The following is a 25,737-nucleotide window of genomic DNA, read 5'->3' on the forward strand; positions in this document are numbered from 1 at the left end:
CTGCCAGGCTTTTGCGATGAATGGTCAGCGGCTGAAGCGCAGGCCGGCAAACCAGTTGCGAGGGGCTGCTGCATTGTAGTAACGGCCTGCCGCGGCATTGATATCGTTCCCGAGGCTATAGGTCTGGTTAAAGAGGTTATCAGCCCCGGCAAATACCTCCCATTGCTGTTTACCCATTCCCAGTTTATAGCCAAGGCGGGCGGATAACAATTGGTAGGGAGCAGCTTTTTCGCTATTGGCATCGTTCAGCCAAATGGGGTCGGTGTATTGCCAGTTAAGGATGGCTGAAAACCTTTTCAGGCTGTAATCGAGGCCGGCCACCAGGTTATTCCGGGGGACCCCTGGTAATGACTTTCCGGAAAGATCGTTGGCGCCTTGCTTCAGTTCGTCATAGGTAAAGGGATGATGGGTGTAGGCCAGCAGCGCACGCAGGGTTGAATGCCTGTTTTGGATGACCGCATAACGGAGGCTTGCTTCGATCCCTTTCTGGGTGGCTGTTCCGGCATTTTCAAAATAATCAGCCCCGCTGGCATCCCTGCGTTGGACAATAGCATTGGTCAGCCGGAAATGGAAGAAGCTGATATCGGCATAGAGCCGGGACCCCAGGAAGCTTCCTTTTAAACCTGCTTCATAATTCCAGCCATATTCGGCTTGCAGGGAGGTGTTGATCACGCTGGTGGATGGCAATAACTCTGAAGTAGTGGGTGGGGAGAAGCCTTTTGCTGCCAGTACATAGGCAGTAAGGTTCCGAAAGTTTTTGGCAAGGGTGAAGCGTGGAGACCATTCATTGCGGTAATTGCTGGTAAACCGGAATTCAGGTGTTTCGGTGGTGCGGGTGATCCTTACCTTGTTGTCGGTAATACTTGCCCCTGCAGAAAAGGACCAGCCCTTTTCAAAGGCGAGTTTGAGTTCAGAGAAGGCCAGCAGGATGCGGGGATCGACCTTGTCGGCCGTGGTCAACGCACCGGCTTCGCCACCCAGGTTGCGGTAAACATTCACCCTGAAATTGCCCTGCTGGTATTCCATACCGGTCAACCATTGAAGTTTCCCCTTTCCTAACGTTGTACTATAATCGAAAACCATCCTTCCACCCAAATGGGGCTCTGAGCGTTTTTCATAATTGCGGATAGAAGGGTTGGCTATACTGCTGTATGCTCCATAAATGGAGGCATTGAGGGTCCATTGATTACTGATCTTCCATTCCTCCCTTAGGGCCGCCCATATCATTTGCTGGCGGATGGATGCTTTTGCATCAACTGCCGAGGGGAAGGCGCCGGCAGCAGGCCTGGCCTGCGAGGGATCCTTCTGGTATTGCTGCAGGGTTAGTCCACCCGGTGTTTCATAGAACAGGTCCCCCAACAGGATGGTACTGTAGAGGGTAGCTTTTTCATGGTGCCTGGTGGTGGCTGTCCAGCTAAGCATTTCCCTGCGCATGGCCGATTGTTGCCGGTAGCCGTCGGCTTGCTGGTGGCTTACCAGTAACTGGTGATGGGTGGCTCCTGTATTGAATTGTGCCTTTGCCGCAACCTGGAATAACCCGTAGCTGCCGGCTTGCAACTGGATGGAGAGATGGGCCGAGTCGAGCGTGGAAGGGGCCATTAGCAAGACCCCACCTGTTCCTGCCCCGTATTGGCTGCCGGCCGGTCCCCGCCAGGTTTCCAGTTGCCCGAATAGCTCGGGTGCCAGTTGGTTGAGGTAGGTATTGCCGCCGGGATCGGTAAAGGGTACCTGGCCCAGGTAAAAGCGGATATTCCTAACGCCGAAGGGTGACCGAACAGAGCTCCCCCTGATGGCGAGCCGGTAGCTGCCGGGACTTCTTTCTTCCATCCTTACGCCGGCCTGGGTATTGATGGCCGACAGTACCGATGCCGGTGAAAACCGTTGCCAGTCGCGGTTGGCCAGTACCGCCACCGCTCCGGAGGCCTTTCGGATGGTGCTGTTCTGCGCGAATCCGTATACAATGACGCTATCCGGCCTGAGGGTATCGGCAGCAGTTTGGGATTGGGCTTTAACGGTAAGCAATAAGGACGCGATCGGTAACCAGGATTTCATGAAGCGAAATTAAGGGAAGCGGGAGGGAGATGAGAGGATGTGAGAAGGTGAAAATGTGGAGATGTGATCCGCCTGCGCTGAAGCTTCGGTCGACGAAGCCTGATTTTTGTTACCTCAGCGGGGTCTCCCGAAGGGGACCCCGATGTTAATAGGTGAAATATTGTTTTCGTCAACCAGTTGATCTCATCTTCCAACTGCCCGTTGGTCATAAGACACAACGGGGGCGGGCAAAAGTGATCTGCGCCGTTGATGGTAGCGATGCAATTATATGCTGCGCCGCTGTTGTGTGTTATCACCAACAGCTTATAAAAGTCAGCCAATTGCAGTGTCAACCGTTCTTGCCTCAGTGATTTTTCGCTTATAGAACCCCGATGAACTTCTATCCTACTATTCATCAGGGTCCCCTACGGGAGACCCTGCTGGGGTGAAAATGGGGAGAAAGAATGTGCGTTATTAATGAAATCGAAAAGCTTTGGCGCAGCCAAAACGTTGCGGTCTTGAGAACCCCTCAAAAGCAAACCCGCCTCTGCAGCCTGCGCTTCGATTTTGCTGTCGCGGTGCGTCGTTGCGCTTCTTTGTGTCGTTGCGTGAAACAAGGGGTATATACCCCAACCCATTATTCAAGAACACCATTGAGCCGCCATCCTACTATTCATCAGGGTCCCCTACGGAAGACCTTGATGGGGTGAAAATGGGGAGAAAGAATGTGCGTTACTAATGAAATCGAAAAGCTTTGGCGCAGCCAAAACGTTGCGGTCTTGAGAACCCCTCAAAAGCAAACCCGCCTCTGCAGCCTGCGCTTCGATTTTGCTGTCGCGGTGCGTCGTTGCGCTTCTTTGTGTCGTTGCGTGAAACAAGGGCTATATACCCCAACCCATTATTCAAGAACACCATTGAGCCGCCATCCTACTATATTCATCAGGGTCCCCTACGGAAGACCTTGATGGGGTGAAAATGGGGAGAAAGAATGTGCGTTACTAATGAAATCGAAAAGCTTTGGCGCAGCCAAAACGTTGCGGTCTTGAGAACCCCTCAAAAGCAAACCCGCCTCTGCAGCCTGCGCTTCGATTTTGCTGTCGCGGTGCGTCGTTGCGCTTCTTTGTGTCGTTGCGTGAAACAAGGGTTATATACCCCAGCCCATTATTCAAGAACACCATTGAGCCGCCATCCTACTATTCATCAGGGTCCCCTACGGGAGACCCTGATGGGGTGAAAATGGGGAGAAAGAATGTGCGTTACTAATGAAATCGAAAAGCTTTGGCGCAGCCAAAACGTTGCGGTCTTGAGAACCCCTCAAAAGCAAACCCGCCTCTGCAGCCTGCGCTTCGATTTTGCTGTCGCGGTGCGTCGTTGCGCTTCTTTGTGTCGTTGCGTGAAACAACTCCACTTTCTACAGGTTTTCAATATCCCATTGGTCATAAGACCCAACGGAGGCGAGGGGTAGGGGCATGCGACACAATAACGGTAACGGCACATCCCCAAAAAAACTCCTACCCGAAAGTTCCCAACCTGCCAGATTCATTATCTTTCCCTAATGAGTTCCAAAAACCAACTGCGATTGTTTGACCTGACCATGATCGTCATCAGCCTGGTCATTGGGATGGGGATCTTCCGTACCGCGACCGATTCGGCCAGGGCTGCCCTGAACACTGAAGTCTATTTCGCCGCATGGATCGCCGGCGGCCTGGTAGCCCTTTGTGGTGCATTGACCTATGCGGAGATCGGCTCGCGATTTCCGGTAACGGGTGGCTACTACAAGATATTCGCTGAATGTTACCATCCCTCTATCGCCTTTGCCATCAACTGCATCATCCTGATCTCCAATGCTGCCTCCCTGTCGGGCGTGGCCCTCATCGGGAGTGAATACATTTCCCAGCTGGTCTTTACTGAACCACCAACCGATTTTGTGAAAGCCCTGATCGCCATGGTGGCCGTCCTCATCTTCTACCTAGTGAACCTTTCCGGTCTGCGCCTGAGTTCCAAAACCCAGAATGTGCTCATGATGATCAAGATCGGGATGATCCTGGTGCTGATCGGTTCGCTTTTCTTTCCTTCTGCCACAAGCAGCGACCTGGCCCCATTGGTAGCAGTGAAGCATTCCACCATGGACTATGTCAAATCATTTGGCCTGGCACTGGTGGCCGTTTCGTTTACCTATGGAGGTTACCAGCAAAGCATCAATTTCGGGGAGGAAGTGCATGAACCAAGAAGGACCGTTCCCCGTGGCATCTTCATTGGTATCCTTTGCATCATCACCCTCTATTTACTGGTGCAGATTGCTTATGTGAAAGCCATCGGGTTTGAGGAACTGAAGACCACCAAGGGTATTGCAGCCGTAGTGGCAGAGCGGATGTTCGGGCCGGTTGGCAAGACCATCTTTACCATCCTGCTTTTCCTGGCCGTCCTAGCCTATGTGAATGTATTGCTGCTGAGCAATCCCCGTGTCATGTATGCCATGAGCCAGGATGGTATCCTTCCTAAGGCCTTTGCCAGGAAGGATAAGGAGCGTGACGTACTCACCGTAAGCCTGACCGTTTTCTCGGCCATTTGTATCATTGTTTTGTTCTTCGCCAATACTTTCGACAAGATCCTGGGCTTTACCATCTTCCTCGATTCCATTGGTATGGCCACTTCTGCCGCAACCATCTTTATTCTTCGGCGCAAAACAAAGCACCTCGACAATACCGGTATCTACAGCATGAAGCTGTACCCGTTACTGCCATTGGTCTTTATCAGCACCTATCTTTTTGTTGGAACCAATATTTTCCTTGACACACCCAACCTGGCGATTACCGGCCTGGTTGTTTTTGCTGTTTTCCTCCTGGTCTATTTCCTGGCGGTGAAAGGGCAGCGGAAATCATGATTTTTAAAATATAAACTATGGACCTGTCATATATCCTGAACGAATTAGGGGAAGAAAGGGCTGACTATTTTAATGCTGTTTCCCCGCCGATTGTCCAGACCAGCAATTTTGCCTTCAGGAAGGTAGAAGAACTGGCTGCAGCTTTTGAGGATGAAATGAGCACCTATCTCTACAGCAGGGGGATCAATCCCACTGTCGATATCCTTCGCAAGAAACTGGCTGCGCTCGACGGTGCCGAAGACGCACTGGTATTCAACAGTGGTGCCGCCGCGATCTTTGCTGCCGTTCTGGCCAATATCAAATCCGGCGACCATATTATTTCCGTCCGCAAGCCCTATACCTGGGCCCAACGTATGTTTGATGTGGTTTTACCCAGGTTCAATGTGACCACCACCTACATTGATGGGACCAGCCTCGCCAATTTTGAAAATGCGATCCGGCCCAATACCAGCCTTATTTACCTGGAATCGCCCAATAGCTGGACCTATGAGTTACAGGACCTTAAGGCGGTGGCCGCTCTTGCCAGGCCCCGTGGCATCGTGACCATCTGCGACAATAGTTATTGCACCCCCTTGTTCCAGCGTCCGGTGGAGTTGGGGATCGATATTTCGCTTCAATCTGCTACAAAATACATAGGCGGTCATAGTGATGTAGTGGCCGGGGTCATTGCCGGGTCAGCCGCTATGATGAAAAAGATATTCGACAGTGAATACCTTAACATTGGAAGTGGCATCCAGCCCTTCAATGCCTGGCTCCTGATCAGGGGATTAAGGACCCTGCCCATCCGCTTGCAACAGGTAGCTGCCAATACCGAAAAAGTACTGGCCTACCTGAAGCAACATCCCAAAGTAGAGAAGGTGATCTTCCCCATGGACCCTTCCTTCCCGCAGTATGAACTTGCTAAAAAGCAGATGGGGAATGCATTTGGCTTGCTCACCATCGTGTACAGGACAGATAGTCGCCAGGAGATCGTCAGGTTCTGCGAATCCCTGCAGCATATCATGATGGCCGTTAGCTGGGGTGGCCATGAGAGCCTGATCATCCCCAAATGTGCCGGTATCCGACCGGAGCATTTCCGGTCGGATCGGGAGGACCACCGGATGATCAGGTTGTATATCGGCCTTGAGGCCGCGGACTATATCATTGCCGACCTGGATCAGGGTTTCTCGGGATAATGCACTTGATAATTATATGACCGGAAGCAAGCATGGCCCTGAATTGTTTAATTTTAACCCTTTATTACCCTTCCGGGGTATTCCAATTAACTGTATTACATGAAGTTTAATAAGAGGATTTCTTTTGTGGCCGTCCTATGCGCATTGATGAGTTCCCCCCTGTTTGCACAGGATGTATGGGACCTGAGGCGATGCGTGGAATATGCCCAGGCCAATAATATTTCCGTGCGTCAATCAGATGTGCAGGCGAGGATCGCTGACCTGACCTATCACCAGAACAAATTGACCAGGGTACCCAATGGCAATTTCTCTACCAATACCGGTTTCCAGTTTGGTCGTTCCATTGACCCTACCACCAATCTGTTCACCAACCAGCAGTTGTTGTTCCAGGGATTCCAGTTCAATACCGATGTGACCATCTTCAACTGGAATAGGGTGACCAATGCTATCCAATCGGCCAAATATGGTTTGGATGCTGCCGTGGCGGATGTGGAGCGGAACAAGAACGATATTGCCCTGAATGTGGCAACGGCCTACCTTCAGGCCCTTTTGTCCAAGGTGCAGATCAATATTGCCAGGGTACAGTTTGAGCAGACCAGCAATCAGCTATCAGATACCCGGAAGCGGGTGGATGCAGGCACAGTTCCCGAATTGAATGCCGTTGACCTGGAAGCCCAGGCAGCAAGGGATAGCTCCAATATCATCTCAGCTGAAGCGACCTACCAGCAGAACCTCCTCAACCTGAAAGCGCTCCTGAACCTGGATGCAGGCCAGCCTTTTGAGATCGCCACACCAGATGTGGAAAGGATCCCCGTTGACCCCATTGCTGAATTGCAACCTGAACTGGTTTTCCAACTGGCCATGAAGAACCAGCCTGCGCAGAAGGCCAATGAATTGCGCCTGCGTTCCCTTGAATACACTTCAAAGTCAGCCAGGGGCCAGTTGTACCCAACCATTTCCGCGTTTGGAAGCATGCAAAGCAATTTCGCCAATTCAAACCTGAAGATAACCGATGCCAAGTTCCTGGGTTACAATCCCCCCAATGCCATAGCGCAGGCGGTGAATATCAATGGTGCCTTTATCCCGGTGCAAAATCCCAATATCCAGTTCACCCAGGAAAAGAAATCATTCGGGGAAATGTGGAGTGGTTGGGGGACCCAGCTGGATGAGAACTTCCGCCAAAGTGTTGGGATAGTCCTGAGTGTACCCATCTTCAATGGCTACCAGGCGAAGACCAATTACGAACGCTCCAAGTGGAATGTGAAGAACCAGCAACTGGTTATTGAGCAGGCCAACCAAAAACTGAAGCAGGATATCTATACAGCTTACAATAATGCGGTGGCTGCCCTTCAGAAATACAACGCCAGCAGGACCAGCTTCAATGCGGCCCAGAAGGCCTATGATTTTGCCACCAAAAGGTATGGCCTGGGACTTTTGTCCACCCTTGAGCTGATCACCAGTCAAACCAACCTGACCAGGTCAAGGATCGATATGGCCAATGCCCAATATGATTATGTTTTCCGGATGAAAGTATTGGAGTTCTATAAAGGACAAGGAATTAAACTATAACCTCTAAACTGCTCTAAATCCCGCTCTTGTTATGAATAAGAAGTTAATATATGTGCTGATCGGTGTTGCTGTATTGGTAGGTACACTTTTCCTGCTGAAGAAGAAAGGAATCATTGGCAAGGAAGAAGGCACCAAGGTGACCACTGAGAAAGTTACCCGCAAGACCATCATTGAAACAGTGAATGCCAGCGGTAAGGTTTACCCGGAGGTTGAAGTAAAAGTGAGTTCTGATATTTCCGGTGAGATCATTGAACTGATGGTGGATGAAGGGGATAGCGTTAGCAAAGGCCAGGTGCTGGCTCGCATATTTGCCGATATCTATGTTACCCAGCGCGACCAGGTTGCGGCACAAGTGAAGCAACAAGAGGCAACCGTTCAGAATAGCCAGGCTCAGCTGGATGCATTGAAGTCAGCATTGAACCAAACGGAGGCCCAATACAACCGTCAGAAAAAACTGATGGAGGAGAAAGTGATCTCCAGGGCCGAGTTTGAACAGGCGGAGAATGCCTACAATACTGCCAAGGCGAATTACAATGCTGCCCTGCAGGGTATTCGTGGTGGACAGGCTGCAGTGGAAAGCGCCATGGCCAACCTGGCCAGGGCCAATAAGGACCTTGGTCGTACGACCATAGTTGCTCCCATGAGTGGTGTGGTATCCCTTATGGCTGTGAAAAAAGGGGAGCGCGTGGTAGGAACGGCACAGATGGCCGGTACGGAAATGATGCGCATCGCTGATATGTCCAAGATCGAAGTGAGGGTTGATGTGGGTGAGAATGATATCCCCAAAGTACATCTTGGTGATTCTGCTCTGGTGGAAGTTGATGCCTATACCAACAGGAAATTCAAAGGTATTGTTACCAAGATTGCCAGCAGCAGCAATGCTTCCGGTACTGCTACCTCAGTTGCGGCCTCAACGGATGTTACGAACTATAAGGTGTATATCCGGCTCCTGCCCGAATCTTACGCAGACCTGCTGGATCCGGCCAAGCCAAAGGATTTTCCTTTCCGTCCCGGTATGACCGCCAGTGCGGATATCCAGACCAAGCGCCATGAGAATGTGTTGGCAACGGCCATCAATTCCGTGACCACAAGGGAGAAGGATTCAGATGTTTCTGTCAGCAAAACCAAGACCTCCATCAAGTCAAATGAAGAGGAAAATAACGAAGAGGAAGAGCGCCGTTCCATCAGCGATGAATTGGATGAAGTAGTGTTTGTGGTGAAGCGCCCTGAGATGACACTGGAAAGGGTGAAAGTGAGGACGGATATCCAGGATATCAATTACATCGAGATCCTGTCTGGTTTGAAGGAAGGCGATGAAGTGGTGACCGGGCCTTATTCACTGATCAGTAAGACCCTGAAGAAAGGTGATAAGGTTAAGGTGGTGAAGAAGGAAGAATTATTTGAAACAAAGAAAAAATAAGTAGTCCCATTGGTTTGCGGTTTATGCCAAAGGGCTTGATCGCTGCAGGAGGGTGAACGGTATTTGTAACTGGAAAGCTGTGCTTTTGCCCTTGTAGGTGCTATCTACAAGGTTAAAGCACAGCTTTCACTATTTATACATGTTGGCGGAAGCTTGATGGCTGTCTACTCCAGACTAACGACTATTCCTTAGTTTTGTGAAAATATTCCGCATGCGGTTAGGGATCATCGGGAGTGGCAGCTGGGCCACTGCGCTTGCCAAGATTGTAACAGATAACGACCATGCACTCCATTGGTGGGTGCGTAATGACCATATCAGGCAACACCTGATGTTTCGCAGGCATAATCCGCAATACCTTTCTTCCGCCACCTTCAATACTTCTAAGTTGATGATCAGTACGGATATCCATGAGGTGGTGGAGTCCAGTGATTGCATCATCATTGCTGTTCCCTCGGCCTATTTGGTGGATACCCTTGGTTCGCTACCCAGGGATTGTTTCAGGGATAAATGGGTGGTGTCTGCTGTAAAAGGCATCCTGCCTGAGCAAAACATTCTCCTTAACGAATACATGGAGCGTGAGTATGGTGTGGAGCTGGGCAATTATTTTACCATCATGGGGCCATGTCATGCAGAGGAAGTGGCCAATGAAAAACTTTCTTACCTGACCTTCTCCGGATTGGATGAGTTAAAGGCAGCGCGCATAGCAGAATGCTTCAATAGTTATTATATCAATACTGTTGTGAATGAAGATGTGATAGGGGTGCAGTATGCTGCGGTCCTTAAGAACATCTATGCATTGGGTGCAGGTATTGCCCATGGACTCGAATATGGGGACAATTTCCAGAGTGTGCTGATCGCCAACTGCGCCGATGAAATGGCTGGCTTCCTGAGGAAGGTTGGCATTAAACATGTGGAGGTGGGTATCCATGATGGGGAAGACCCTGTGACCCATAAGAAGGCGGCCAATTATGCGGCATCGGTGTACATGGGCGACCTCCTGGTGACCTGTTATTCCCTGTTTAGCCGTAACCGCACCTTTGGGAACATGATCGGCAAGGGGTATTCCGTGATGTCCGCCCAGTTGGAAATGAACATGGTTGCCGAAGGTTACAATGCCTCCAAATGCATGTATGTGATCAACCAGGAGGTAAAAGCCGATATGCCCATTGCCGAAACCATCTATCGTATCCTTTGGCAACAGCTCTCCCCTTCAAAAGGATTCAAATTGATCGAGGAAACACTGATTTAACGTTTTAAGGGGTAACCCTGGCCGCCGGTTCGCGTATATTTATATAAAGGGCAAAATGCCATTCTCCTACTTTCCATATGGCTCAGTGACCATCCTGGTATTACTAGTGGTTGTAATATTTAGGGAAGGCTACATGTGGTTGAAAAACAAGCAAACACATTAAAATCTCATTAATTGTAGAGGGTTTCTACCGGATAATATGTGTTTTATACAACAATTCTTACAACTTCCTGTTATATTCGGCAAAAACCAGTTATGCCAGGTTCTGCGATCAGAAAGTTCAGGGAAATGAGGAATTATTCCCAGGAATATGTAGCCAAGGAAATGGGAATCTCACAGAATGCTTACAGTAAGATTGAAAACAATATTACCCAGCTTACAGTGAGGCACGTTAAACAGATATCCAGGATACTGGAAGTGTCCATGATCGACCTGTTGAGGGACGATTTTGAGATCCACAGGCCGGGAGAACTTACGATTGAAAGTGTATCAAGGGATAACCTGGTGGAAATGCTGAAGCGTCTCCAATTGAAAATGCAGGAGCGCCATCCGCAGAAGCACGATTTTTATCCCGTTATGATGAGCCTGTTGCAGGCCTTCGATAATTCATTGAACAATGTACATTAATGCCATTGCCGGGAAAGCCTGTTGATTACGGGCTTTCCTGGCAATGGTTACTATTCTTGACTGTTATTCCCTGAAAAGGTCTGCTGCAATCCCGTCTGCGTATAACTTACCTTCCCTTGTAAGGCGTATTGATCTTTCAGTTGATACGATAAGGCCCTTATCCTCGTGTTTCTTTATTTCATGGAGCGTATGCGCAAGGGCTTCTTCCCCAAAATCCCTACTGAGTTTTTCCAGGTCAATGCCTTCCAGCGTCCTGAGTGCGGTCATCACATATTCATTGAACCGGTTCACCGGGGTGAGTTCCTCTTCTTCAAAGGGGATGGTTCCCTGTTCAATTGAACGCACATAGAGTGCATTATTGGCAACATTCCATCGCCTTCTTTTACCATCAAAGGAATGGGCTCCCGGGCCAAAGCCCAGGTAGGGGATCCCCTGCCAATAGGAGCTGTTGTGGCGGCTCCGCCAGCCCGGCCTGGCGAAATTGGAGATCTCATAATGTTCATAACCCGCCGCTGCTGTCCAATCCATCAGTTGGAGGAATTGCCTTGCCTGTTGTTCCGGGTCGGTATCGGCCATTTGTTCCTTACGGATCATTTGTTCCAATGCGGTCCTGGGCTCTACCGTCAGGGCATAACAGGAAAGGTGCGGCACCCCTAGCTCAAATGCCCTGTTGACATTGGCTTCCCACGCTTCGTCGCTCAGGCCGGGAGTGCCATAGATAAGGTCAATGGTCAGGTTGCTGAAGCCCGATGACAGGGCAAGCTCTACAGACCTGAGTGCCTGTCCCGCGTTGTGGGCGCGGTTCATCCATTGCAGGTCCTGGTCGCGGAAGGACTGCACCCCCAGGCTCAGCCTGTTGATGCCCATGACAGACCAGTTGTGCAAATGTTCTGCGTCAATATCATCGGGATTGGCTTCCAGCGTGAATTCAGTGTCGGGTGCAATGGCATAGTGCCGGTGCAGGGTGTTCAGGATGCTGTCGAGTTCACGGGCTTCCAATAGGGAAGGGGTTCCGCCCCCAAAATAGACCGTATGGATGGATTGTCCCGGCAGTTGTTCCTTTTGCCATTCTATTTCCTTCAATAAAGCCTGCACTACTGCGTTTTTGTTTTGCAATAAGGTGGAAAAATGGAAATTGCAGTAATGACATGCTTTCCTGCAGAAAGGGATATGAATATAAATGCCGGCCACTTCTTGGTTCGTCTTTTTGATCCGTCAAAATTACGATCCTGCAGATATTTGGCCGGATTACTATTGTTACTGCTGCCAGCGGTGCTAATGGCCCAGCACCAATTGGTCATCAGGGGAAAGGATATGGACTCGGTGGCCATCAGGAAACTTGGGCTGACCAATGAATTCATCAGCCAGGAAGAATGCACCCGATACATTCAGGGAATTCCCGGGCTACTGGCCAGGAAGGGTTATGCGGCAGCATCGGTGGACACTGTCTATACCCTGGAGAACCAGACAATGATAGATCTTTATGTCGGCCAGCGTTATGAATGGGGAAAGCTCAGGATTCATGGGTTGGATGACCGGATGCTGCAACAGGCGGGCCTTTCGGTGCCGGTTCGGTCCTCCTCATCCTTTACCATCGGTTCGGTAGAACAGTTACAGCAGCGCTTGCTTGATTTCCTTGCCAACAGGGGATATCCTTTTGCCGTGGTAACCTTGGATAGCGTAGAACTGGATGGGAATAAACTGAGTGGTGTGCTGGTAATAGAGAAAGGGCTGCCCTACCTGATCGACAGCTTTCATGTGGAAGGTAATGTAAAGATCAATGATAATTTCCTTCACCGCTACCTTGACCTGCCCCACGGAAGCCCGTTCCAGCGCGATAAACTCGATGCCATCAGGACCCGGTTAAGGGAATTGCCCTACCTGGAGGAAGCGAAGCCCTGGGACCTGAAATTTGGCGGCAATGGCGCAGTGGTGAATCTCTACCTCCAGCAGAAAAAAGCCAGCCAGGTCAATGTGCTGGTGGGCTTCCTGCCTTCCAATGACCAGTTACAAGGCAACAAGATGCTGGTGACAGGTGAGGCCAACCTGAACCTCAGGAATACCCTGGGCAATGGCGAGACCATTGGGGTGAACTGGCAACAGATCCAGGTGCAGTCGCCCCGGCTGAACCTATTGTACCAGCAGCCCTACCTTTTTGGCAGTGCATTTGGCGTGAATGCGCAGTTCGACCTTTTTAAAAAGGATAGCTCCTTCCTTAACCTTAACCTCCTGCTGGGGGCGCAGTACGCTGTTTCGGCCAGGAAGACAGGGAAGGTCTTTTTCCAGCAATTGTCTACCAACCTCATTACGGTAGATACAGCCGCCATCAAGGCCAGTAAGCAATTGCCACAGGATATTGATGTGACCATCCTTAACCTGGGTGTCGATTACGAGCAGGTGACCACGGACTACCGGCGTAACCCAAGGCGGGGTTGGGAGCTGCAGGGTTCAGTGGTGGCGGGCACGAGGAAGATCAGGGAGAACAATGCAATCCTCGAGATCAAGGACCCTTCATTCGATCCGCGCTCCCTTTATGACTCGATCGACCTGAGCACCTACCAGTTCCGCATCAGGGCCATTCTTGCCAGGTTCCTGAAATTGGGCCGGCAGTCAACGATAAAATTGGGTGCCAATGGCGGATGGATCCAGAGCCCGGACCTTTTCAGGAACGAATTGTTCCAGATCGGTGGCTATAAGCTCCTGAGGGGATTTGACGAAGAAAGCATATTTGCTTCCCGTTACCTGGTCACCACCCTTGAATACCGCTACCTGGTGGGGATGAACTCTTATTTCTTTGGCTTTGCCGATGCGGGATGGACCACCAATAAAAGCAGTATGGGCAACTATAATAACCGGTTCTTTGGCACGGGCATAGGCCTTGCGTTCGAGACCAATGCGGGCTTTTTCAATCTTTCGCTGGGTGTCGGCAAGCGCGATGATGCGCCCATGAATTTCCGCCAGGCCAAGATCCACCTGGGCTATGTCAATTATTTCTGAGAAATCTGGAAAGCCCGTAGCGCCAAATGGCCCGCGGTGATATTTTTGCATTGCGCATGAAGAAATATTTTACCCTTTTACTGACCCTTTGCTGTACCGCCTTCCTTGCCCTGCATGCGCAGGTAACGGATACCCTTAAGCGAAGTGATTCCCTGAATGTACCCCGTTTAGATACGGCGCGTGTTGTTGCCGCAACTGCTGATTCCCTTTCAGTAACAGCACGTGATACTGCCGCTGCCCCCATGGCGGCAATTGCCAAAACCCGGATCGACTATCGGGGTAGCACATACGAAAAAGTGCTTGGCCAGAATCCCTATTTTAATTTTGACGGGAAGCCGGTGATCAGGACCATGGTGGAAAAACGGGTTAATGATAAGGATTCCCTGTTTTACCTCCTTGCAGGGCTATTGTTGCTGCTGGCCCTGGTGAAGGCCTTGTTCGGGAAGTATTTCAGCAATCTCTTCGCCGTATTTTTCAGGGCTTCGCTCAAGCAGAAGCAAATGCGCGAACAATTATTGCAGAACCCGCTGCCTTCCCTTTTACTGAATATATGTTTCATTGCTACAGGCGGGCTGTTGGCGGCACTGGTGATCCATGCCGAATGGGATTCCGCAAATGTACCCGGCTTCTGGTGGTTATACCTGTATTGCCTGGCAGGGCTTTCCCTTGTATACCTGGGTAAGTTCTTTGTGTTGAAGATGCTGGGCTGGACACTCCGGATCAGCGCCACCACGGATACCTATATTTTCATTGTATTCCTGTGCAATAAAGTACTGGCGATCTTCCTCCTTCCCCTGCTGATGGTGGCAGTCTTTTCCAGCCAGAACCTCTCCACGGTAGCCATGACCATCAGCTATGCCCTGGTGGCAGGAATATTCGCTTACCGGTACATCAGTTCCTATGGTTATATAAGAAGGGAGTTCAGGACTAGCCGTTTCCACTTTTTTTTATACCTTTGTGCCTTCGAGGTAGCACCATTACTATTGATTTATAAGGTGTTATTGAAATTTGTGTAGAAGGTTTTAATTTTAAGAAAATTTAGCTCAACAAAATGCTAAAGAACGAGGCGAAGAAAGGGGCTTCAGTAGCGCCCATTAAAAAGATCCTTATCACCCAGCCAAGGCCTGAAAGCGACAAGTCACCCTATTTCGAACTCGCAAGGAAATATGGCGTAGCACTTGATTTTCATCCCTTTATCAAGCTGGAGGGTATTCCCTGTAAAGATTTCAGGAAACAGAAGATCGATATTGCCCAGTATACAGCTGTGATCTTTACCAGCAGGAACGCGATCGATCATTTTTTCAGGATCTGTGAGGAGATGAAGATCAGCGTATCCCAGGACACAAAATACTTCTGCATCACCGAGGCGGTGGCCCTTTACCTCCAGAAGTTCATCCTCTACCGCAAGCGCAAGGTGTTCTATGGGGCAGACGGCACCAACAAGAGCATGTTCGATGTGATCAATAAGCACAAGGAGAACGAACGCTTCCTCTATCCCTGCTCTGAGAACCAGCAGGATAATGAGATTGTAAACTGGCTCAAGTCGCATAAGTGTGAGTTCGCTACTCCCTTTATGTACCGGACAATCAGCAATGATATCAAACAAGTGATGGGTGGTCACGAGTATGATATCATTTGTTTTTTCACCCCCAGTGGTGTAAAGAGCCTCTTCGATAATTTCCCCACCTACCAGCAGAATGGCACCAGGATCGGGGCATTCGGCAACAACACCTCTAAAGCTGTTGAGGAAGCAGGGTTGAAGCTGGATATCAAGGCACCGCTCCCCCAGGCACCTTCCATGGTAGCAGCCCTGGAGCAGTTCCTGCAGGCGGAGACCAAGAAAAAATAAACCAGAAAAAATATTGATTCCGAGACAACCCTTGTGGTTGTCTTTTTTGTTTATGGATAGCATGAAAGAGAAGAACCACCTGGCCAATGAAACCAGCCCCTACCTGCTGCAGCATGTACACAATCCTGTTGATTGGTACCCCTGGGGGGCGGAGGCCCTTGACCGCGCAAAGACTGAGGACAAGCCCATACTGGTCAGTATCGGGTATGCCGCCTGCCATTGGTGCCATGTGATGGAAAGGGAAAGTTTTGAGGATGAGGATGTGGCAGCCTACATGAATGAGCATTTTATCAACATCAAGATCGACCGGGAAGAAAGGCCGGACCTGGACCATATTTATATGGACGCCCTGACGGCCATGACCGGAAGCGGGGGCTGGCCATTGAACGTTTTCCTGACCCCTGACCGAAAGCCTTTTTATGGGGGAACCTATTTCCCGCCTTCTTCAGCCTATAACCGGCCGTCCTGGACGGATGTACTGGCGGGAGTGGCCAATGCCTATAAGAACAAGCGGGAAGAGATCCTGGCCCAGGCTGAGAACCTGACCCAGCACCTGGTGCAGTCCAATTCCTTTGGGATCGATACTGCCCAGCCTGTGGATGATTGGATGGATGCGGTACAGGTCATCAACCAGAACCTGTTGAAATCGGCTGATAAAGAGCGGGGTGGATTCGGGCATGCACCAAAATTCCCCCAGACCTTTTCCATCGCCTACCTGCTGCGATACTATCATTTTTATGGGGACAACGACTCCCTGCAACAGGCCTTGCTGAGTTTGGACAAGATGATCAAGGGAGGCATCTATGACCAGGTGGGTGGAGGTCTGGCCCGTTATTCGACGGATACGGAATGGTTGGTTCCCCATTTTGAAAAGATGCTGTATGACCAGGCCCTTTTCCTTTCCGTGGTAGCCGATGCCTGGCAGATCACCCGCAAACCTTTATACAAGGAAACCATCGGGCAAACCATGCAGTTCCTGTCCAGGGAAATGCTGTCGCCCGGTGGCGGTTTCTATTCCGCCCTGGATGCGGATTCCGAAGGGGTAGAGGGTAAGTTCTATGTTTGGGATGAAGCGGAATTCAGGGAGGTGGCCGGTGCTGATGCGGACCTGGCCACTGCCTGGTTTGGGGTAACAGGGGAAGGCAATTGGGAAGAGACCAATATCCTGACCCGTCCCTGGCAGGAGGAAGAGCTGGCGCGGCAGTTTGGGCTGGAAAGGGAAGAACTGCAGGAGCGGATCGGTACAGTAAGGCAGGCGCTGCTGGAGGCCAGGTCAAAAAGGGTCCGCCCGGGTCTGGATGACAAGCTGATCCTGGGCTGGAATGCCCTCCTCAACCAGGCCTGTTCCAAAGTGTATGCGGCTACCGGTGACCCACTTTACTTGGAAATGGCCAGGAAAAACATGGCCTGGATGCTGGCCACCTTCCGGAAGGAGGGGGTATGGTACCATGTTGCGAAGGAAGGGGATGCCGGAAAAGGAAAGGAAATCCCGGCTGATTCCGTTAAATATCCGGCCTTCCTGGATGATTTGGCATATCTGGTACAGGCTTTGATTTATATGCAGGAAGTGACCGGGGAGACCATTTACCTGGATGAGGCCGTCCAACTCACCAAATTGATCATTGAGTCGTTTGGGGAGGAAGGGAACCTGATGTTCTATTATACGAACAGGCTCCAATCAGATGTGGTGGTTAGGAAAAGGGAAGTATATGATGGTGCCCAGCCTTCAGGCAATGCTGTTATGGTGTTTAACCTCAATTACCTGGGGATAGCCATAGACAAGCCGGATTGGAGGGAACGCGCCGATAAGATGCTGGCATCCTTTGGAAAGGCCGCTACCCGTTACCCGGGTTCATTCGGGGTTTGGGCAGGGGAGATCCTGAGGGCCAACCGGGGATGTGAAGAAATTGTAGTGGTTGGGCCGGCAGCGGCTGCGCTTCGGAATGAAATTTTGGCTAATTTTATCCCGCATCGAATCCTCCAATCGGCTACCCACGAAAATCAAGCTTACCCGCTTTTGCGCAACAAGCCCTCCGATCCTGAAACCTTAATCTATTTATGTAAAGATTACAGCTGCCAGCAGCCGGTCAATTCGGTTGACTTGCTTTTGGGGCAGTTAAAGAAGGCTTCTGAAGAATAATTCGGATTATAATACAATAATCCGTTATTCGGGAGCGTTAAAATTGTCGCGAACGACCAGTGATGGCAGAAACTGATAAAAACCATAAACTTGAGAAGCTGATGTTGACAAAACATTATATTTGCCCACTACCCTTTAATATTATGAAAATGAAAAACCTGTCCACATTGCTGACACTTGCGGCCATGTCCATGCTGGCAAGTTGCGGAAAGTTCGGCAAGTCCTCCAAAGGTGGAGGAATTCCCAACGACGGCCAGTTGCACGGAGTCACTCCGGGCTCTAAGTACACCATGCCCAAACCTCCCGGAATGGTATATGTGCCACCAGGAACCTTCCACATGGGTCCCAGTGACGAAGATGTGAACAATGCCTACACTGCTCGCAACAAACAGATCTCTATCAACGGGTTCTGGATGGACGCTACAGAAATCACCAACAACGAATACCGTCAATTCATCCAATGGGTGCGTGACTCTACAGCTGCCAAGCTGATGGGTTATGTAAAGAATGTGGATGGTGTTGATTATGTTGATTGGGCAAAAGCCAAGACCATCAAGTGGGGTGATAAGGCCACCATTGAAAAGATCGATCAGCTGATCCTCTCTCCTGAGAACAGGATCTTCGGTAAGAAAGAGATCGATGCTTCCAAGCTGGTTTTTCATTCTGAAACTTTCGATACCAAAGAAGCTTCCCGCCGTGAGAACCAGGGTAAGCCCCGTTCCCAATTCATTATCAAGAAGGATGTTCGCGTTTATCCTGACACACTGGTGTGGATCCGTGACTTCTCCTACTCTTATAATGAGCCAATGACCAAGCGTTACTTCTCTCACCCTGCTTTCGGAAATTATCCTGTAGTAGGTGTGAACTGGAACCAGGCCACAGCATTCTGCGAATGGAGGACACATTACCTGAATTCTTACCTGGAATCCAAGAAGCGCGCACAGGAATCTGACTTCCGCCTGCCAACTGAAGCGGAGTGGGAATATGCTGCTCGCGGTGGCCGCTCCCAGTCTATGTTCCCCTGGGGTAACTATTACCTGAGGAACAAGAAGGGTTGCCTGCTGGCCAACTTCAAGCCCGGCCGCGGTAACTATCCCGAAGATGGTGGTTTCTACACCGTACGCGCCGATGCCTACTGGCCAAACGATTTCGGTCTGTATAACATGGCCGGTAACGTAGCAGAGTGGACTTCATCCCTGTATTACGAAGGTGGTTACAATTTCCAGCACGATATGAACCCCGATATCCGCTACAATGCCAAGGATTCAGATCCTCCCCGCATGAAGCGTAAGGTGATCCGCGGTGGTAGCTGGAAAGATGTGGGTTACTTCCTGCAGACCGGTACCCGCTCTTATGAGTACCAGGATACTTCGAAGTCTTACATCGGTTTCCGTACAGTTATCGATCTGCCTCCGATGCAGGGAAAGGGCAAAAAATAATTGACTGCTTCAGAAAATTTGAAATTGACTTTATTATTTGATTCTAACAATCAAACTGGAATTCTTTTATCAATATCTAAACCCGTTTAAAAAACTCGTTAAACTTTAAAACTATGGCTGGTACATCTAAATCTACTGAAAGACTGGTAAATATTATCGTTTGCGTGGGTGCTGCAGTTGTAATCTTCGGCGCCTGGGCTAAGATCCTTCACAAACCCTTTGCTGACTGGATGCTGACCATCGGTCTGTTGACCGAAGCTGCGATCTTCCTGGTGTATGCATTCCTGCCACCTCCCGGTCAGGAAATGGCTGCCCTTGCTGAAGCTTTACCTAAAATGGCTGGTACATCCGGTAACCCTGCCCTGCAGAACCTCGACAAGATGATGCAGGAAGCAGATATCACTCCTACCAACCTGAAGAAACTGAGCGAAGGTTTCCAGAAGCTTGGTTCTACTGTTAACCAAATGAAAGATGTTTCCGATGTTGTTGCCGCTACTAACGACTACGCTGCAAAGACCAAGGAAGCTGCTGGTGCCCTGGGCGTTATGAAAGATGCTTACGCCAAGAGTGCTGCTACCATGCAATCTTTCAACGATGCTTCTGAATCTACCAAGCAATTCCATAGCCAGGTTCAGGTACTGACCAAGAACCTGTCTTCCCTGAATACCATTTATGAGCTGGAACTGCAGGATACAAACAATCATTTGAAAGCCATGAACAACTTCTACAGCAACCTGGCGCAGGCTTCACAAGCTATGCAGGGTAGTGTGGAAGATGCCAAGAAGGCACAAGATCAGATCGGTCTGCTGGCCAAGAACCTCAGCAACCTGAACCAGATCTATGGCAACATGCTGAGCGCTATGCAAGGCCGCGCCTAAGCCTGTGCAACCGTACCTCTCTTGAAACTGTGAAAAACTGATTGTAAAAATTAAATCCCAGATCCATGGCTTTACCTAAAGAGCCCAGGCAAAAGATGATCAACATGATGTACCTGGTGCTTACCGCACTACTGGCACTGAACGTTTCATCTGAGATCCTGAACGCTTTCAAAACCGTTAATCATAGCATTACTACCGCATCCGGTATCGTGGATGAGAAGAATGCTACCACTTTCAAGTCTTTTGAACAAAAGCTGAAGGACCCCAAGTCTGCTGAGAAAGCAGCCATTTGGTTTCCCAAGGCACAACAGGCCAAGAAACTGTCCGATGACATGTCTAAGTACCTGGAAGACCTGAAAATTGAATTGAAAAAAGAATCCAAAGGAGAGAATATTGGTACTGCTGAAGAGAAGTTCAGCGAAGACAACCTGGATGCATCTACCCGTTTGCTGGTAGAAGGTGCTAAAGGTGATGAACTGTACAAGAAGTTGCAGGACTACAAGAACCAGATGCTGGCCATTGTTCCTGAAATGAAGGCCCAGTTTGAAAAGTCCCTGCCGCTTGACCTCAACATTCCAAAATCTCAAACTGGTTCTATCGCCAACAATGACTGGAAGTCTGCCTATTTCCGCATGACCCCCACCATTGCTGCCCTGACCATCCTGAGCAAATTCCAGAACGACGTAAAGAATTCTGAAGCCCAGGTTGTTGACTACTGCCACAAAGAGATTGGTGAAGTTGAAGTGGTGTTCGATGAGTTCCAGGCTTTCGCCGGTACGAATTCAACTTACCTGATGCCTGGCCAGGAACTGGAGATCACCGCTGGTGTAGGTGCTTTCTCTAAGGCTGCCAAGCCAACCGTAACCGTAAATGGTGCTGCTGTTGCCCTGAACAACGAAGGAGCTGCAGTATATAAGACCACCGTAAGCGGTGCCGGTGAGAAGAGTGTAAACGTAAATGTTTCCTTCACCAAGCCTGATGGTACTCCTGCAACCCTTAACAAAACCATCAAGTACACAGTTGGTATCCCTTCAGGTGCATCTGTGTTCCTCGAGAAGATGAACGTATTGTACCTGGGTGTTGAAAACCCTGTGACTGTATCAGCCGGTTCTGCCGGTAAGGAAAAGATGAAGGTTGGTTTCACCGGTGGCAGCATTACCCCTGCAGGTGGCGACCGCTACATCATCAAGCCTACCCAGTCTGGCCCGGCTAACATCACCGTAACTGTAGATGGTAAGACTTCTTCCTTCGCTATGCGTTGTAAGCCCCTGCCTGACCCGGTTGCCATGGTGGGTGGACAAAAAGGTGGTTCCATCTCTGCAGCCCAGTTCAAGGCCCAGGGTGGTTTGATCGCCAAGCTGATGGACTCTGAATTTGACGCTCCGTTCCAGATAGTAAGTTATACCCTGGGTGCTAACGGTGGTGCGTTCCAGACCTACCAGCAAGCAGCAAACGAAGGTCCCCGTTGGAGCGGTGGTAATGCTTCCAGCATCGTAACCCGTGCTACTCCTGGTACTACCGTTTACTTCGACCAGATTCGTGTTAAAGGTCCCGATGGAAAAGTGCGCGAATTACCTGGTATCTACTTTAACTTGAAATAAGAACACGACAAAACAGGCAAATAATGAAAAACCGTATCATCCAATTCTGTCTCCTGGTAGCTGTGCTGGGTATATTCAGCGAATCAGCTGAAGCCCAGGCTAAGAGAACCACTCGCAAGAGGACCTCTACTACCAAGAAGACCACTACCAATAAGAATAACACCGGAAATGCAGCCGCATTGACCCAGGCTCCTGCTCAGGATACCGTTCCTGCAGCGCCTGTAGCCGAAGCGGAACTGAACCTGGGTACCGTCCGTAAATCACTGCGTAACGACAATGCCATTGAGCGTAACCTGGTGAAGGAAAGGTTTCCCCTGACCTACGAGCATATCCGCGAGGATGATGCGGTGTATCGCCAGCGTGTATGGAGGGAGATCGATGTTCATGAGAAGATGAACCTGCCCTTCGTGTACAAGGCCGATGATGATAACGGTAACCAGCGTTTTGTGAATATCGTACTGGCTGCTATCAAGAGCGGTGAACTCACAGCTTTCAGCCCGATCGATGATCGCTTCACTACGCCGATCACGATCAAGGAGATCACTGAGCAGCTGGTGGGTAAGCCCAAGACCATCCAGATCCCTGACTGGACCCGTGACCCGGATGGATCACTGGGTTACACCAAGGACTCCATTGTTATCGATGAATTCAACCCCGATAACGTTGAGAAGTACTGGGTGAAGGAAGATGTGGTTTTCGATAAGGAGTCATCAAGGTTGTTTGTACGCATCCTGGGAATTGCCCCCCTGAAGACCATCAAGAATGCCGACGGTTCCTTCCGTGACGTGACGCCGCTGTTCTGGGTGTATTATCCTGATATGCGTCCCCTGCTGGCCCGCTACGAAGCCTATAATGGCAAGAACTACGGTGCCCGCATGAGCTGGGAAGAACTGTTCGAGAGCCGCATGTTCGCTAGCCGTATCATCAAGTCTACGATCGATAACCCATATGACCAGTTAATCTCTGGTTTTGTGAAGGACCCGATCCTGCGCTTGCTGGAAGGCGAGAACATCAAGGAGAAGATCTTCAACTACGAACAAGACCTCTGGTCATACTAATTTCACTGCCTGTTGAAATAATAAAAAACGCCCCGCATGCGGGGCGCTTTTTATTATTTCAATTGATGGGTTTGGATGCTACAGTGAAAAGTGTGGAAATTCGGTTAAGGCATACCGTTACTGCTGTTGGCTCAACATTGTTACAACGCTGAAAGTCAAAGAAAAAAGAGGTACAAAAATTGAAAAATACCTCAAAAAGGGTATTGTCGTTTTCTAATTAATTGCTATTTTTACCTCGGTTTTTCATAGGATATTGGATTTTAAAAACGGGGCTGGATATCTATCCTGGCCCCTTTTTATTTTGATAAATACCTATGCCTGCCCTCTGTCACCAACATCCATTAGTGGCCTAATCCCTTTCCCCGCCTAGCTTTCCGCCTTGCTTTCATGAAAGTGATCCCAGACCAGGCTTGCCTTTGATAAGCCAATTACTTCGGCCAGTTGCTCCTTTGTTTTTTCTTTGATTGCCGATACGGATCGGAAGGTTTTTAGCAAGGTATCTGCCGTTGATTTCCCGATCCCCTTTATGTCTTCAAGCTCATTTTTAAATGTTCCCCTGCTTCTTTGTTTGCGGTGGAAGGTGATGCCGAAACGGTGTACTTCGTCCCTGATGCGGCGGATAAGTTTAAGGCTTTCGCTGTTGTAGGGAAGTTTCAGGCTCTCCGAATCGCCGGGAAAGAAGAGCTCTTCTTCATTTTTGGCCAATCCAACCACGGTCATTTCCTTGTTGAGGTCCAGCTCGCGGATACTCTCCATGGCGGCCCCTAATTGGCCCTTTCCGCCATCTATGATCACCAGTTGTGGAAGTGCTTCCTTCTCTTCCTTCAGACGCTTATAGCGCCTGTATACCACTTCCTTCATGGTGGCGAAATCGTTGATGCCTTCCACAGTCTTGACATTGAAGTGGCGATAGTCCTTCTTACTCGCAATACCATCCTTGAAGCAAACCATGGCTGATACCGGAAAGCTGCCCTGGAAATTGGAATTATCAAAGCATTCAATATGGACCGGTAGTTCGGGTAAATGGAGGTCCTCCTGTAATTGGTACAAGACCTTCTTCTTCTCAAAATCCGATTTGCCTTCAAGGTGGAGGATCTTTTTACGCCTTATCTCCTCCTGGAAATAATTGACGTTCTTGAGGGACAGGTCAAGCAGTTTCCTTTTATCGCCGCTGATGGGCACGGTAACTGTAATGCCCTCGGCTTCGAAGGGGATGGAGAAAGGAACGATCACTTCCGAAGCCAGGCTGTTAAAGGTTGCCCTCAGGCTGCCGATGGCAAATGCCAGTACTTCATCTTCTTCCTCATCAAGATGGGTTTCCAGTTGGATGGTATGGGTCTGTACAATGGTGCCATGCTGGACCATGAGGTAGTTCACATAGGCAATATCGCCGTCCTTCAGGATGGAGAAAACATCGAGGTTGCCCAGGTGCCGGCTAACGATCACCGATTTGGCCTGGTATCGTTCCAGGTGTTCGATCTTCTTCCGCATCATCTCCGCTTTCTCGAACTGGAGTTCCTGGGCATATTGCTGCATTTCCGACCTGAACTGCTGGATAACAGGTCCGAGGTTGCCTTTCATCAGGTTCTTCAGTTGCTGCAGGCCTTCTGTGTATTCCTGCTCCGTTTGCAAACCTTCACAAGGGCCTTTGCAATTGCCCAGGTGGTATTCCAGGCAAACCTTGAACTTGCCTTTTTGGATATTCGCCGGCGTTAGGTTAAGCTTGCAGGTCCTGAGTGGGATATTCTGTTTGATGAAGTCCAGCAACTCCCTCACTTTGCCAACAGAAGTGAAAGGCCCCAGGTATTCGGAACCATCGTTCAATTTCCGCCTGGAGAAAAACACCCTTGGAAAAGGTTCTTTCTTAATAACCAGGTAAGGATAGGTCTTATCGTCCTTCAGGTTGATATTGTACCTGGGCTGGAATTCCTTGATCAGTGCGTTCTCCAGCAGGAAGGCGTCCTGTTCCGAATCCACAATAGTGAATTCGATCCGCCTGATGCGTTGCACCAGTTCATGGGTCTTGTAGCTGGCATAGGTCTTGGAAAAATAGGAGCCTACCCGCTTGCGCAGGCTCTTGGCCTTGCCTACATAAATGAGTTCGTTACGGCTATCGAAATATTTATAGATCCCCGGTGAGAGGGGAATGGTATGGCTGATTTGTTGAAACTCCTGTTGCGTCATTGTCCTGCTCCTCGTTGGTTTAGCTTATTCAGTTGGGTCCCACACCACTTTCAGCTGGGACATGGTGGGAGGGTTATCCTTTACCTGCCTGCTTTGGATCACCTGGTAATAATGGTCGGCCTTCCAAAAGAGCTTTTCGTTCACCAGGGTATCCCCCTTCTGGTAAACTTTTTCTATATAGACAGATTTCACCTGGTCGGTCATCACTGGATCCGGCTTCAGGATCACATCCACCCTTTTGATGGGCAGGCTGCTGTCCTTTGTATGGTAAGTGAAGGTGATGCTTGGAATGGATTGGTCGGCAAAACTGCTTTCCTGGTACTTGCCTTTCAGTGGTTCCATTGATATGTCCTCTTGCAGGAAGGGGGCCGCCTGTGCACGGAAATCCTCCAGGCTTAAGGCCACTGTGTCCTTACTATCGGGACCCGAATAGTACCTGGTCACCGGCAATTGCAGTGAGTCCACTTTCTTGATCTGGCTGGAGATGTAATCATTGACCGGGAAAAAGGCCGCTGCGGCTTTTGATGCTTCCTCCTGGTTTTTACTTTCAGGTGATCCACAGGAGAAAAGCAAAAGGGTAACTAAACCGGTTACAGTGGGTCTTAGCATTGACATGCAGCAAATTTAACGGTTGTG

Annotated in this window: 18 protein-coding genes; 14 read left to right on the top strand and 4 right to left on the bottom strand. The window is 49.8% G+C overall.

Going from position 1 to position 25,737, the window contains the following annotated elements; translation table 11 throughout:
- Window positions 1–24 precede the first annotated feature (24 nt).
- The gene (locus KJS94_RS16755; RefSeq protein ID WP_214448286.1) at window positions 25–2,052 is read right to left on the bottom strand and encodes a TonB-dependent receptor family protein; all 2,028 of its coding nucleotides are present in this window, start codon (window positions 2,050–2,052) and stop codon (window positions 25–27) included.
- A 1,534-nt stretch (window positions 2,053–3,586) separates the two neighbouring features.
- On the opposite strand from KJS94_RS16755, the gene KJS94_RS16760 reads away from it, so the two are divergent.
- The 6 genes from KJS94_RS16760 to KJS94_RS16785 all read left to right on the top strand — a co-directional run bounded on the left by KJS94_RS16760 (window position 3,587) and on the right by KJS94_RS16785 (window position 10,955).
- A complete protein-coding gene (locus tag KJS94_RS16760; protein WP_214449295.1) occupies window positions 3,587–4,915 on the top strand; it encodes an APC family permease in 1,329 nt (442 codons plus the stop codon).
- A gap of 17 nt (window positions 4,916–4,932) precedes the next feature.
- On the top strand, window positions 4,933–6,090 hold the full coding sequence (locus tag KJS94_RS16765) for a trans-sulfuration enzyme family protein (RefSeq protein ID WP_214449294.1): 1,158 nt from the start codon (window positions 4,933–4,935) through the stop codon (window positions 6,088–6,090).
- 99 nt (window positions 6,091–6,189) lie between these two features.
- Window positions 6,190–7,659 (top strand): TolC family protein, encoded by a 1,470-nt coding sequence (locus tag KJS94_RS16770; RefSeq protein ID WP_214449293.1) that lies wholly within the window; start codon window positions 6,190–6,192, stop codon window positions 7,657–7,659.
- 31 nt (window positions 7,660–7,690) lie between these two features.
- A complete protein-coding gene (locus KJS94_RS16775; protein ID WP_214449292.1) occupies window positions 7,691–9,079 on the top strand; it encodes an efflux RND transporter periplasmic adaptor subunit in 1,389 nt (462 codons plus the stop codon).
- 211 nt (window positions 9,080–9,290) lie between these two features.
- Window positions 9,291–10,328 carry an NAD(P)H-dependent glycerol-3-phosphate dehydrogenase gene (locus tag KJS94_RS16780; protein WP_214449291.1) on the top strand — a complete coding sequence of 346 codons (1,038 nt, stop codon included), beginning with the start codon at window positions 9,291–9,293 and terminating at the stop codon, window positions 10,326–10,328.
- Between the two features lie 255 nt (window positions 10,329–10,583).
- On the top strand, window positions 10,584–10,955 hold the full coding sequence (locus KJS94_RS16785; protein WP_239804200.1) for a helix-turn-helix domain-containing protein: 372 nt from the start codon (window positions 10,584–10,586) through the stop codon (window positions 10,953–10,955).
- Window positions 10,956–11,018: 63 nt separating this feature from the next.
- Here the strand turns inward: KJS94_RS16785 and hemW are convergent, their stop codons facing one another.
- On the bottom strand, window positions 11,019–12,146 hold the full coding sequence (gene hemW, locus KJS94_RS16790) for a radical SAM family heme chaperone HemW (RefSeq protein ID WP_214449289.1): 1,128 nt from the start codon (window positions 12,144–12,146) through the stop codon (window positions 11,019–11,021).
- 48 nt (window positions 12,147–12,194) lie between these two features.
- On the opposite strand from hemW, the gene KJS94_RS16795 reads away from it, so the two are divergent.
- From KJS94_RS16795 to porN, 8 genes are all read left to right on the top strand, one after another.
- Window positions 12,195–13,952 carry a BamA/TamA family outer membrane protein gene (locus KJS94_RS16795; RefSeq protein WP_214449288.1) on the top strand — a complete coding sequence of 586 codons (1,758 nt, stop codon included), beginning with the start codon at window positions 12,195–12,197 and terminating at the stop codon, window positions 13,950–13,952.
- 56 nt (window positions 13,953–14,008) lie between these two features.
- Window positions 14,009–14,968: a DUF4271 domain-containing protein gene (locus KJS94_RS16800; protein ID WP_214449287.1), complete on the top strand. Its 960-nt coding sequence runs from the start codon at window positions 14,009–14,011 to the stop codon at window positions 14,966–14,968.
- Between the two features lie 35 nt (window positions 14,969–15,003).
- Window positions 15,004–15,801 (top strand): uroporphyrinogen-III synthase, encoded by a 798-nt coding sequence (locus KJS94_RS16805; RefSeq protein WP_214449286.1) that lies wholly within the window; start codon window positions 15,004–15,006, stop codon window positions 15,799–15,801.
- A gap of 61 nt (window positions 15,802–15,862) precedes the next feature.
- Window positions 15,863–17,941, top strand: a complete 2,079-nt coding sequence (locus KJS94_RS16810; RefSeq protein WP_214449285.1) for a thioredoxin domain-containing protein — start codon at window positions 15,863–15,865, stop codon at window positions 17,939–17,941.
- A 149-nt stretch (window positions 17,942–18,090) separates the two neighbouring features.
- The gene (gene porK, locus KJS94_RS16815; protein ID WP_239804201.1) at window positions 18,091–19,380 is read left to right on the top strand and encodes a T9SS ring complex lipoprotein PorK/GldK; all 1,290 of its coding nucleotides are present in this window, start codon (window positions 18,091–18,093) and stop codon (window positions 19,378–19,380) included.
- Between the two features lie 113 nt (window positions 19,381–19,493).
- Window positions 19,494–20,258, top strand: a complete 765-nt coding sequence (porL, locus tag KJS94_RS16820) for a type IX secretion system motor protein PorL/GldL (RefSeq protein ID WP_214449283.1) — start codon at window positions 19,494–19,496, stop codon at window positions 20,256–20,258.
- Between the two features lie 65 nt (window positions 20,259–20,323).
- A complete protein-coding gene (gene porM / locus KJS94_RS16825) occupies window positions 20,324–21,859 on the top strand; it encodes a type IX secretion system motor protein PorM/GldM (RefSeq protein ID WP_214449282.1) in 1,536 nt (511 codons plus the stop codon).
- Between the two features lie 23 nt (window positions 21,860–21,882).
- Complete coding sequence (gene porN, locus KJS94_RS16830) at window positions 21,883–22,917, top strand: type IX secretion system ring subunit PorN/GldN (protein ID WP_214449281.1); 1,035 nt, start codon at window positions 21,883–21,885, stop codon at window positions 22,915–22,917.
- A 366-nt stretch (window positions 22,918–23,283) separates the two neighbouring features.
- On the opposite strand, the gene uvrC is transcribed toward porN, so the two are convergent.
- Together uvrC and KJS94_RS16840 are read right to left on the bottom strand one after the other, a co-directional pair.
- A complete protein-coding gene (gene uvrC, locus KJS94_RS16835) occupies window positions 23,284–25,101 on the bottom strand; it encodes an excinuclease ABC subunit UvrC (protein WP_214449280.1) in 1,818 nt (605 codons plus the stop codon).
- Window positions 25,102–25,125: 24 nt separating this feature from the next.
- Window positions 25,126–25,716: a hypothetical protein gene (locus KJS94_RS16840; RefSeq protein ID WP_214449279.1), complete on the bottom strand. Its 591-nt coding sequence runs from the start codon at window positions 25,714–25,716 to the stop codon at window positions 25,126–25,128.
- Window positions 25,717–25,737: the final 21 nt, after the last annotated feature.

Source organism: Flavihumibacter rivuli (assembly GCF_018595685.2).
Classification (GTDB): domain Bacteria; phylum Bacteroidota; class Bacteroidia; order Chitinophagales; family Chitinophagaceae; genus Flavihumibacter; species Flavihumibacter rivuli.